This is a genomic window from Candidatus Magnetaquiglobus sp. (assembly GCF_058402785.1).
This window is the reverse complement of sequence record NZ_JBZVFG010000074.1, coordinates 1-10410: the sequence shown is the minus strand read 5'-3', so window position 1 is coordinate 10410 and position 10410 is coordinate 1. Positions and strand designations below refer to the sequence as shown.

Genomic DNA, 10410 nt, shown 5'->3' with positions numbered 1-10410 from the left:
CGCAAGGCTGCGTGCAAAATACGGGAGTCGTTTCCAAAAAACGGAAACGACTCCCGCAAAGGTTGCGCGCGGCGCATTTTTCGCAAAAGGCCGCGAAAAATGTTTCTTTTGAAGAGCGCGCTAGAGTCAAAGGCAAAATCAAAACCCTGGGAGAGGAATCTCCCAGACCTTCTCTTTTTTTTTCACCAATAAAAACTACACATCCAAGCTGGGTGCGGTTTGGCGCGAGGAGGGTGAACAAACATGGCGGTCAAGATTCAGAGCAAGATCGTGGGATTCGAGGTTGCGGCCAAAAAGGGCGAGGAACCGACGGAGAGCCCGTCCACCCTTTCCACGCCGGAAGCGCCCTCTCCGCCCCGCACCCTGGCCGAGGTGATCCAGTTGCAACCGGTGTTGCGGCGTCCCGAGGATCTGGAGGGGAGCACCTACAAGATCAAGACCCCGCTCTTCGAGCATGCCTTTTATGTGACCATCAACGACATCGTGGTTCAAGGGCGGCGGCGTCCGTTCGAGATCTTCATCAACTCCAAAAACATGGACAACTTCGCCTGGATCGTCGCCCTGACCCGGGTGATGTCCGCGGTGTTCCGCCATGGTGGGGATGCCACTTTTCTGGTCGAGGAGATGCGATCGGTTTTTGATCCGCGTGGTGGTTATTTCAAGCCGGGTGGCAAATACATGCCCAGTCTGGTGGCCGAGATCGGGGAGTGCATCGAGCGTCATCTGATCAAGATTGGCATGCTCAGTCCACCGGAGCTTTCGCCGGAGTTGATCGCCAAACGGCAGGCGGTGGCCGAAAGTGGTGCGTTGGGCAGCGGGCAGTGTCCCAAATGTGGACAGATGGCGGTGACCCGGTTGGATGGGTGTGATACCTGTCTGGAGTGTGGCTACTCCAAGTGCGGGTGAGGGTCGAATCGTCGCGGGGGCCGCAAGGTCCCCGGCAGAGGTTTGGAGGCAGAGCTTCCAAGGTTTGGCTTTTGACTGCAGTTTTTTAGCGCGCTTTTCAAAAGGACGATTTTTCGCGCCTTTGGCGAAAAATCGCCGCGCGTCGCCTTGGCTGCGGCATTGTTTCGCGCCTTTGGCGAAACGATGCCGCGAACATGGCCCGGAGGCCGCCCCATCCCTCCGCGTGCGATTCGCCCCCCGTCCGCCGTGATGACTGGAACCGATTTCCACCGACCCCGTACCCACGCAACGATCGACCCGCTCTGCCCGCAAACCTTCCCATCACGGCAACGCATTGGTCAATCGACCCGCTCCGCCCGCAAACCTTCCCATCACGGCAACGCATTGGTCAGCGGCCAGGTCTTGATCACCGGCGAGGCAATCCCCAACTCCGCCACCCGCGCGCTCATCTTGCGCGCCCGTTCCTTGCTCTCATAAGGCCCGAGCAACACCTTGCGGACCGTCATGTCGCTTTCCACCTTCACCAGACGTACCTGCGTCACCCCCAACTTTTTGACCTTCTCCATCTCCTCCACCGCGTGACTCAACAACAACGACTTGCCAAGCACGATCACAAACCCCTCCCAACTCTCCTCGACCCGGGCCGCGATCCCACCGGATTTCAACCGGGCCTCGGCCTCCTTGGCCAAATCAAGCTTGGCAAACGGTCCCACCTGCACGTTGTTCAAACCGGTCCGCTCCCGCACCGTCTCCACCCGCGGCGACAACCCCTCCTTCCGCAACCGTTCGACCAGGGAGTCCACCCCCATCTCCACCGTGAAACTCCCGACCTGCACCATGAACTGCTCACCCGCGACCGCCGGCATCGGCGTATGTTTTTCCACCACGGGTTCCGGCTTGGGTTCCGGCTTGGGCTCCGGCTTGGGTTCCGGCTTGGGTTCCGGCTTGGGTTCCGGAGGCTTCTCGGCCACCGGCGGCGGGGCATCCCCCTGCTTGATCACCCGCGCATGGGCCGGATCAGGCAGCTCCAGGATCTTTTCCGGCATTACCGGCCCTGGCCAAACGGCATTGTCCGGGGTCTTGAACCCCATGCCCATCATGCCCATCCCCTGCACCAACAGGTTGAGCACGGCCAACAGAGCCACGGCCAACAACGGCATGACCCTTGTCTTGAATTCAGAGGAGCGCGCCACGGCTTGATCCCTCAACGATTGCGTTCGTACAACATCCGAAGACCGGTCAAGGTCAAGAACTCATCCACCTCCTCGATCAACGCACTCTCGCGCGCGATCAGACGCGCCAGCCCACCGGTCGCCATCACCCGTACCGGGGTGAATCCCGCTTCGGCGATCATACGCGTGATCAGGCCATCGACAAGCCCGACATAACCCCAGAACATCCCGGCCTGCATCGCACCCACGGTATCCCGTCCGATCACGCTCGCCGGTCGCACGCACTCCACGCGCGGCAGCTTGGCGGTGCGTTCGAACAAGGCATCCATGGAGATCCCCAATCCCGGCGCGATGGCGCCACCCATGTATTCGCCCTGGGGACCGATGAGATCGAAGGTGGTGGCGGTGCCGAAATCGACCACGATCGTGGCGGCCTGCATGCGCTGATAGGCAGCGACCGCGTTGACGATGCGATCCGCGCCCACCTCGCGCGGGTTGTCGTAACGAATCGCCATGCCGGTTTTGAAGCCCGGTCCGACCACCAGCGGGGAGACGCGCAGATGACGTTTCACCCCGCCCAGAACGGTGGCCTCCACCGGCGGGACCACGCTGGCGGCGATGGCGCCGGTGAGATCCCTGGGGTCCAGGCCCGCCAGTTGGAACAGCTGGATCATCCAGATCCCATACTCGTCTGCGGTACCGCCGGCGCGGGTACTGATGCGCCAGTGGTGGGTGAGCCGTTCTTTTTGATACACCCCCAGAACGATGTTGGTATTGCCGATGTCGATCACCAGAAGCATGTCAATCCCACCCCGTCAGCAGCACGTCGCCGGCCAGCACGCGAAATGGTTCCCCATCCTCGCGGTCGCGGGCCAGCAGAAAGCCCTCTTCGTCCAGATCGAGCAGTTCCACCCACCGGGTTCCCTGGGCTGTGTCGATGCGTCCCTTCTGTCCGGTCAGCAGGGCCCGTTCGCGCCACGCCAGTCGGATCGGCGCGAACCCGTCGCTCAGAAACAGACGATACCACGCTTCCCAGGCCGACAACAGCCTTGCCAACACAATGCCCCGTTCGATGGAATTTTGCAAGATATCGGCCATGGTGACGGCGCGCGCCGCCACCTCGGGGGGGAACCGTTCCGCCCGTCCATTGACGTTCACCCCCACCCCGATCGCCACATGGCGCACCCGATCCCCCTCGGTGGCCATTTCGGTGAGAATGCCGGCCAGTTTGCGACCCCGGACCAGGATATCGTTGGGCCATTTCAGGCGCGCCTCCGTGACGCCGGCCTCCCGAACGGCATCAAGTGTCGCCAGTCCGGCCACCAATGTCAGGCGTGGCGCATGGGCAACCGGGATTTCGGGGCGCATGATCAGGGTGAAGTAGAGATTCTCGCCGGGAGGCGAGGACCAGACGCGACCGAGACGACCCCGACCCTGGCTTTGCGCGTCGGCGACCACCACGGTTCCTTCCGGCGCGCCGGCACGGGCCAGATCGAGGGCGTGGCGGTTGGTGGAGTCGAGATGAGGATGGAAATGGTAGCGCTCCGGGGTGAACAGGGGTCCGGTCAAGCGGGACGCGATGGAGGCCGGGGCCAGGCCGTTGAAATCGGTGGGCATATCAACCAGAGTGGCGACTCAAGAGATTCACGGCCATGGAAACAAGGCCACGGGGAAAGCTACATCAATCGTTTTGGATTTGGCAAAGAATATCCGTTCTGGCACCTGATTCCGATTGCGAGCGGGCGTGTCGGACTGCCCGGCGCCCTCCCGGAGAGCGCTACAAGAACATCTGCGGATCCACATCGATCTCCAACCGGATCCTGGGCCCGGCCAACCGCTCCGCCAGGTTCATCAATCCCGGCAACGCCCGATGCAACCGCCCCCCCTCCCGCTCCTTGATCAACAACTGCCACCGGTGCCGGTTGCGCAACTTGAACAACGGCGCCGGCGCCGGGCCCAGGAACAGCACGTCGCCATGTTCGGGCAACGCCGCCCGCAACACGCGACAATACCCCTCCCCATCGGCCTGCATGCCGGATGAAATGCGCAACAACGCCAGGCGCCGAAAGGGCGGATAGCCGGCCTGACGCCGGAATTCCATCTCCAGGGCCACGAAATCATCCAGCTTCCCCAAGGCTGCGGCCACGGCATGATGCTCCGGATCCAGGGTCTGCACCAACGCCCGCCCATCCCGGCTTTCGCGACCGGCACGCCCGGCCACCTGGACAAGCAGTTGATGGGTGCGCTCCGCGGCACGAAAATCGGGTTGATGCAGGGTGGTTTCCGCCTGCACCACCCCCACCAGCGCCAGACCGGGGAAGTGATGTCCCTTGGAGACCATCTGCGTGCCCACCAGAATGTCGAGCCGCTGATCGCGAAACGCCTCCAGGGTCTCGTCGAGAAGATGGGCGCTGGCCGAGACCGCATCCCGATCCAGCCGGGCGATGCGCGCTTCGGGGAAATACGCGCGGGTCTCCTCCTCCAAACGCTGGGTGCCGGGACCGAAATGATAGAGACTCAACTGGCCACACGACGGACAGATGTCCATGGGATCGCGGCTGTAATCGCAGTAGTGGCACAGGAGCCGGGAACGGTTCTTGTGCAGGGTGAGGGTGACCGAGCAGTGCGGACAGGAGATCGCCTGTCCACACCGGTAACAGAGCAGGGAGGGAGCGAAGCCGCGCCGGTTCAAAAACAGCAGCACCTGCCGACCCGCGGCCAGGGTCTCGGCCATGGCCTGTCGCAACGGGGGGGCGATCAGACCATCCTTGCCCATCTGGCGCCGCAGTTCCGGATCGCCGAGGTGGATCGCCTCCACGCGGGGCGGGGCGCCGCCTCCGGCACGACGGGTGAGACGCAGATGGCGATAGCGACCCGCCTGGACATTGGCGAGGGATTCGAGCGACGGGGTGGCCGTGCCGAGAATCAACACCGCGCCGCACTGTCTGGCCCGAACCGCCGCCATGTCGCGGGCCTGATAGGGGAGACTCCCCTCCTGTTTGTAGGAGGGGTCGTGCTCCTCATCGACGATCACCAGACCCAGATCGGCGAAGGGGGCGAACAGGGCGCTGCGCGCGCCCACCGCGACACGGGCCAGACCACGCCGGATTCGCCACCACTCCCTGGGCCGTTGGGCGGCGGTCAGCCCGGAGTGCAACACGGCCAGAGTGTCGGCGAAACGCAGTTGCAACCGCTGGATCATCTGCGCGGTCAACGAAATCTCCGGCACCAACACCAAAGCCTGACGCCCAAGCTCCAGACACCGCTCGATGGCACGCAGATAAAGCTCGGTCTTGCCGCTGCCGGTCACCCCCTCCAGGAGAAAGGGAGCAAAGGTTTTGTTCGACAGGGCATCGTGAAACCGATCCACGCAGTGCTGCTGTTCGTCGGTCAGATCGAGACGCGGAGCGCGCGCCGACGTGGCCGACACGGAAGGCTTGAGATCCGGGAACGGCGCATGCCAGAGGGTCTCGCGGCTGACCAGACCGCGCTCGACCAGGGCCCGCAACGGGGCGACCAGCGCCTGACGACCGAACGCTTCGGCCAGGGTCTCCAGACTCAACCCCTCCTTGCGTTTTCGGATCCGTTCGGCCAGCGGTCGCAGACGCTCGGGAAGATCCGGCGGCTCCTCCGCGCCACCGATCCAGCGGACCCGGATCCGACTCTGGAAAGCGATCTCGCCCGGCAGGGCGGCGGCGGCCACCGTGCCGATCGATGCCAGGTAGTAGCGGCTCATCCAGTCCAGCAGGAACAGCAGATCGGCACCCAACAACGGCAGATCGCCATGACTGGCCACGATGTCGAGGATGGTCCCGTCCCGCCAGGCCGGCTGCTCGACGATCTCCCACACCACGCCGGTGCGATGACCACGCCCCACCGGCACCAACACCACCGATCCCGGCTCCACGACCAGATGGTCCGGAATCGCATAGGTGAACAGGGTACGCTTGGGAATCGGCAGGGCGACCTGGGCAAAGGGCATCGTGGTTCAAATCGTGGATCGGGGATGATGGATGTCAGGATACTCCGCGCCGGGAGTGGATTCCCGATCCCATGTCAACACGTCCTGGGGATGCAAGTCAATATCGTCCCGAAAACGACATGGCCCCATGCGGACTCTAAATACACGATCCGAGCCCGAATCCAGACGTGAATAACCGAGATTCACAAACGTTAATACTAATCGCAAAGCATTGCAAAATGAGACTTTCGCTCACCCCCGCCTTGACATCTTCATGCCGAAGCTCTAATATTCACCGCGCTTCATATTGAGGAAAAAGAAGTGAATTTTTTAATGCAACACACCGCATGCGCGGTTGATTCGTAAACCACCCCAAGACAAAAAAGGTACCTCCATGAAATATTCTCTGCTCGTCGCCAGCCTGGGCATCGCCTCTTTCCTGGTCGCCAACACCGCTTCCGCCGACGCGGCCAAGGGTGAGGCTTCCTTCAAGAAAAACTGCGTGGTCTGCCACTCCAACAAGCCGGGCGAAAAGAAGATCGGTCCGAACCTCTCCGCCCTCGCGGGCCGCGACGCGGGCACCGAAGCCGGCTTCAAATATTCCGATGGCTTCACCGGCGTGAAGTGGGATTCCGCCAACCTGCAAAAGTTCCTCGAAAGTCCGAAGGGCATGTTCCCGAAGACCAAAATGACCTTCCCGGGCATGAAGGATGCCACCGAGCGCACCGACCTGCTCGAATTCCTGGGCGTCAAGTAATCTCCATGCCGGTCTGACCAACCGGGACTTCACGAAAAAAAACGGGCCGAATTCAACTTTCGGCCCGTTTTTTTTCGTGGCACGCCTGCATGCGCATTCCACCGAGAGGGGGGATCTCCAGTCATGCGCATGTGTACCGTTGAAATCCACACTCCAAGAGTGGCAAAATGGAAGTCCGTGGATTAAACCGCACAACATTTCGGGATGCGTCGTTTCTTGCTAAGGCTGCGTGCAAAATACGGGAGTCGTTTCCAAAAAACGGAAACGACTCCCGCGAAGGCTGCGCGCGGCGCATTTTTCGCAAAAGAGGCGAAAAAGGCTTCTTTGAGAAGATCGCGCTCCAGTCAAAAACAACGTCCCAAGGGCTTTGCCCTTGGATCCCACCAGGGGGATAATCCCCCCTGGACCCTTGATCATGGAACGACGCATCCCGTGATGGGTGCGGTTTAAAGGAACTGGCATGATGGGGGGAAAACCCCCTCACCCCCGACCATGGACCTCCCTGACGGGAGTTCCATGGTAACGCATCAGCCATCCCTGTCGCGGATGGCGCGTTTTTGTCGATACCCCCTTTTCTGGAAGAGATCCGGCATGCTCCGACCCTTTGCGCGCCATGTTCCGCTGTTCGTCCTGCTGATCGCCGTCGGCATCCTCGCCACCGGTTGCGGCCACAAGGGAGAGCTTTATCTTCCCGGCAAAAAGGAAAAAGAGCAGAAAACCTCCCTGCTCCCCAACCCGACCCCCCCGACCCGGACCGTCTGAACGCCATGGATCATTTCCGCTACCTCGATCACCGTCTCCACTGCGAACAGGTGCCCCTCGACCAGATCGCCGAGCACGTCGGAACCCCGTTCTACTGCTACTCGCGCGCCACCCTGGAACGCCATTTCGACGTATTCCGCGACGCCTTTTCCAACATCGAACACCTGATCTGCTACTCGGTCAAGGCCAACGCCACCCTGGCGGTACTCGATACCCTGGCCAAACGCGGCGCGGGCTTCGACATCGTTTCCGGCGGCGAACTGGCACGGGTCAAACGGGTCGGCTGTCCGGGCCAGCTGGTGGTGTTCTCGGGGGTCGGAAAAACCGAAGCCGAAATCCGCGCCGCCCTCGAACATCGGGTTTTGATGTTCAACGTGGAGAGCCAACCGGAACTTCTGCGCATCAACGCCCTGGCCGGTCAGATGGGGCTCCGGGCGCCGATCGCCCTGCGCATCAATCCGGACGTGGATCCGGCCACCCATCCTTACATCTCCACCGGACTCAAACGCAACAAATTCGGCATTCCGCATCAACAGGCCGAAGAACTCTACCGACTGGCCGCCACCCTGGAACACGTTCAACCGATCGGACTCGACTGCCACATCGGCTCGCAGCTCACCACCCTGGAACCGTTCGTCGATGCCCTGAAACGGGTCAAGGCCCTGTTGCTCCGACTGCGCCAGCAGGGGATCGCCATCCGTTATCTGGACCTGGGCGGCGGTCTGGGGATCCCCTACGACACCCAACAGACCCCGCCCCACCCGGAGCGCTACGCCGAGGCCCTGCTGCACGAAATCGCCGGGCTGGACGTGGTGCTGATTTTAGAACCGGGACGGGTGATCGTCGGCAATGCCGGCATTCTGGTGGCTCGGGTTGAATACGTCAAATCCGGCGAGGAGAAGCGGTTCATCATCACCGATGCCGGCATGAACGATCTGCTCCGTCCGGCTCTCTACGATGCCCATCACACCATTCTGCCGGTGACCCGCCGTTTCGACCGTGAGGAGATCCTGGCCGATGTGGTGGGTCCGATCTGCGAATCCGGCGACTTCCTCGCCAGAGATCGCATGCTGCCGGAGTTCCACGCCGGCGAGTTGCTGGCGGTGCGTTCCGCCGGCGCCTATGGATTCTCGATGAGCAGCAACTACAACTCGCGACCGCGCGCCGCCGAGGTGATGGTGCATCAGGACCGTTTCGCCGTGGTACGTCCACGCGAAACCATCGAACAGTTGATGGAGCACGAAGTTCCATTCGTTTAACCAACACGGGGGGAAGCGAGTTTTAAACCATGGAATTCATCGATCTGCAAACCCAATACCGCGCCATGCGCGATCCGATCAACCAGGCGATCCAGGCGGTGCTCGACTCCTCGCGCTACATCAACGGTCCCCAGGTCAAGGAACTGGAAACCGCCCTGGCCGCCTTTGTCGGCTGTGACCACGCGGTAGGCTTTTCCTCCGGCACCGATGCCCTGCTGGCCATCCTGATGGCCAAGGGAATCGGTCCGGGCGACGAGGTGATCACCACCCCGTTCACCTTCATCGCCACTGCCGAGACCATTGCCCTGACCGGCGCCAAACCGCTCTTCGTCGATGTGGAACCCGATACCCTGAACATCGATCCCAACCGCATCGAAGCCGCCATCACCCCGCGCACCAAGGCGATCATGCCGGTGAGCATTTTCGGACAGTGCGCCGATCTGGATGCCATCAACGCCATCGCCGCCGCGCACGATCTGTGGGTGTTGGAGGATGCCTGCCAATCGTTCGGAGCCGCCAACAAGGGTCGTCGCTCCTGTTCCATGACCACCGCCGCGGCCACCTCGTTCTTTCCGGCCAAGCCCCTTGGCTGCTACGGCGACGGCGGCATGGCCTTCACCCGCGATGCCGAACTGGCCCAGCAACTGCGGGTGATCCGCGAACATGGACAGATCGCCCAGTATCAACATGCGGTGTTGGGCATCAACGGTCGGTTGGACTCGATCCAGGCCGCGATCCTGCTTGCCAAGCTTCCCTGTTTCGAAGGCGAGATCCAGGCCCGTCAGCAGGTGGCCGCCCGTTATGCCGCGCTGTTGGGCGGCAAGGTGCGCATTCCGGTGATCCGCCCGGAGAACGTGAGCGTCTTTGCCCAATACACGATCCGCATTGCCGGACGTGACCAGGTGCGCGCCACCCTCGCCCAGGCCGGCATTCCCACCGCGGTCCACTATCCGATCCCCCTGCACCATCAGGCGGTGTTCGCCGGTCTCGGCCATGTCAGGGAGGCGTTCCCGAACGCCACGCTGGCCGCCAACGAGGTGCTCTCCCTGCCGATGCATCCCTACCTGACCGTCGAACAGCAAGAAACGGTCGCGCAAGCGGTCTTGAGCGCCGTGGCATGAGTCAACCACCGGAGGATCCCCTGCTGGAGTTGGCCGAGGCGCGACGACGACTGGCGCGCACCGAGGCCGAGGTGCACCTGCTTCGTCAGGTATTGCGAAGCATTCCGCACGGCACGGGGGATCACACCGATTTCTGTCGCATGGAGAACGAAGGGTTGCCGCCGGTGGATGAGACCCACTGTCGCTGTCATGTGGCGGCCATTCGCAAGGCGTTGGGTCGGAAGGTGGAAAGGTTCGGGTAGAGGGTGCATCAGTTGGCAAGGATGACCGCCTTTGCGTGGGAGCGGCGTTTTCCCGACTGGTAACCACCATTCACGCTCCCCACCATTGCCGGGGACCGGGGACCGCAAGGTCCCCGGCAGAGGTTCGGAGACGGAGTCTCCGAGGTTTGGCTTTTGATTTTGTTTTTGGCGCGCTCTAGGGCGTGTTGACATTCAATAATTTGATCCATATCCTGTCTCGCAGGAGGTGA

General features: G+C 62.1%; 10 protein-coding genes. 6 read left to right on the top strand and 4 right to left on the bottom strand.

Annotated features, from left to right (window positions below):
• Positions 1-243 precede the first annotated feature (243 nt).
• Positions 244-906, top strand: coding sequence for a TSCPD domain-containing protein (locus ACV4UY_RS15930; protein ID WP_420906148.1), 663 nt, complete (start codon positions 244-246; stop codon positions 904-906).
• A gap of 371 nt (positions 907-1277) precedes the next feature.
• Here the strand turns inward: ACV4UY_RS15930 and ACV4UY_RS15925 are convergent, their stop codons facing one another.
• The 4 genes from ACV4UY_RS15925 to priA form a co-directional block, all read right to left on the bottom strand.
• A complete protein-coding gene (locus tag ACV4UY_RS15925) occupies positions 1278-2099 on the bottom strand; it encodes an SPOR domain-containing protein (RefSeq protein WP_491608545.1) in 822 nt (273 codons plus the stop codon).
• A gap of 11 nt (positions 2100-2110) precedes the next feature.
• Positions 2111-2878, bottom strand: a complete 768-nt coding sequence (locus tag ACV4UY_RS15920) for a type III pantothenate kinase (protein WP_491608544.1) — start codon at positions 2876-2878, stop codon at positions 2111-2113.
• A gap of 1 nt (position 2879) precedes the next feature.
• The gene (locus ACV4UY_RS15915; protein WP_491608543.1) at positions 2880-3695 is read right to left on the bottom strand and encodes a biotin--[acetyl-CoA-carboxylase] ligase; all 816 of its coding nucleotides are present in this window, start codon (positions 3693-3695) and stop codon (positions 2880-2882) included.
• A gap of 160 nt (positions 3696-3855) precedes the next feature.
• Positions 3856-6060 (bottom strand): replication restart helicase PriA, encoded by a 2205-nt coding sequence (priA, locus tag ACV4UY_RS15910; RefSeq protein ID WP_491608542.1) that lies wholly within the window; start codon positions 6058-6060, stop codon positions 3856-3858.
• Positions 6061-6394: 334 nt separating this feature from the next.
• On the opposite strand from priA, the gene ACV4UY_RS15905 reads away from it, so the two are divergent.
• The 5 genes from ACV4UY_RS15905 (at position 6395) to ACV4UY_RS15885 (ending at position 10180) form a co-directional block, all read left to right on the top strand.
• A complete protein-coding gene (locus ACV4UY_RS15905; RefSeq protein ID WP_491608541.1) occupies positions 6395-6796 on the top strand; it encodes a c-type cytochrome in 402 nt (133 codons plus the stop codon).
• A 591-nt stretch (positions 6797-7387) separates the two neighbouring features.
• Complete coding sequence (lptM, locus tag ACV4UY_RS15900) at positions 7388-7558, top strand: LPS translocon maturation chaperone LptM (RefSeq protein WP_491608540.1); 171 nt, start codon at positions 7388-7390, stop codon at positions 7556-7558.
• 5 nt (positions 7559-7563) lie between these two features.
• Entirely contained in the window at positions 7564-8817 is a 1254-nt protein-coding gene (lysA, locus tag ACV4UY_RS15895; RefSeq protein WP_491608539.1) for a diaminopimelate decarboxylase, read from the top strand.
• A gap of 29 nt (positions 8818-8846) precedes the next feature.
• Complete coding sequence (locus ACV4UY_RS15890; RefSeq protein ID WP_491608538.1) at positions 8847-9938, top strand: DegT/DnrJ/EryC1/StrS family aminotransferase; 1092 nt, start codon at positions 8847-8849, stop codon at positions 9936-9938.
• Positions 9935-10180, top strand: a complete 246-nt coding sequence (locus tag ACV4UY_RS15885) for a hypothetical protein (RefSeq protein ID WP_491608537.1) — start codon at positions 9935-9937, stop codon at positions 10178-10180. Before ACV4UY_RS15890 ends, ACV4UY_RS15885 begins: the two co-directional genes overlap by 4 nt.
• Positions 10181-10410 lie beyond the last annotated feature (230 nt).

What these genes read in the sequence shown, in the direction of transcription:
- ACV4UY_RS15920 (WP_491608544.1), bottom strand. Translation starts at nt 2,878, where the DNA reads ATGCTTCTGGTGATCGACATCGGCAATACCAACATCGTTCTGGGGGTG.
- lysA (WP_491608539.1), top strand. Translation starts at nt 7,564, where the DNA reads ATGGATCATTTCCGCTACCTCGATCACCGTCTCCACTGCGAACAGGTG.
- priA (WP_491608542.1), bottom strand. Translation starts at nt 6,060, where the DNA reads ATGCCCTTTGCCCAGGTCGCCCTGCCGATTCCCAAGCGTACCCTGTTC.
- ACV4UY_RS15890 (WP_491608538.1), top strand. Translation starts at nt 8,847, where the DNA reads ATGGAATTCATCGATCTGCAAACCCAATACCGCGCCATGCGCGATCCG.
- ACV4UY_RS15885 (WP_491608537.1), top strand. Translation starts at nt 9,935, where the DNA reads ATGAGTCAACCACCGGAGGATCCCCTGCTGGAGTTGGCCGAGGCGCGA.
- ACV4UY_RS15915 (WP_491608543.1), bottom strand. Translation starts at nt 3,695, where the DNA reads ATGCCCACCGATTTCAACGGCCTGGCCCCGGCCTCCATCGCGTCCCGC.
- ACV4UY_RS15930 (WP_420906148.1), top strand. Translation starts at nt 244, where the DNA reads ATGGCGGTCAAGATTCAGAGCAAGATCGTGGGATTCGAGGTTGCGGCC.
- lptM (WP_491608540.1), top strand. Translation starts at nt 7,388, where the DNA reads ATGCTCCGACCCTTTGCGCGCCATGTTCCGCTGTTCGTCCTGCTGATC.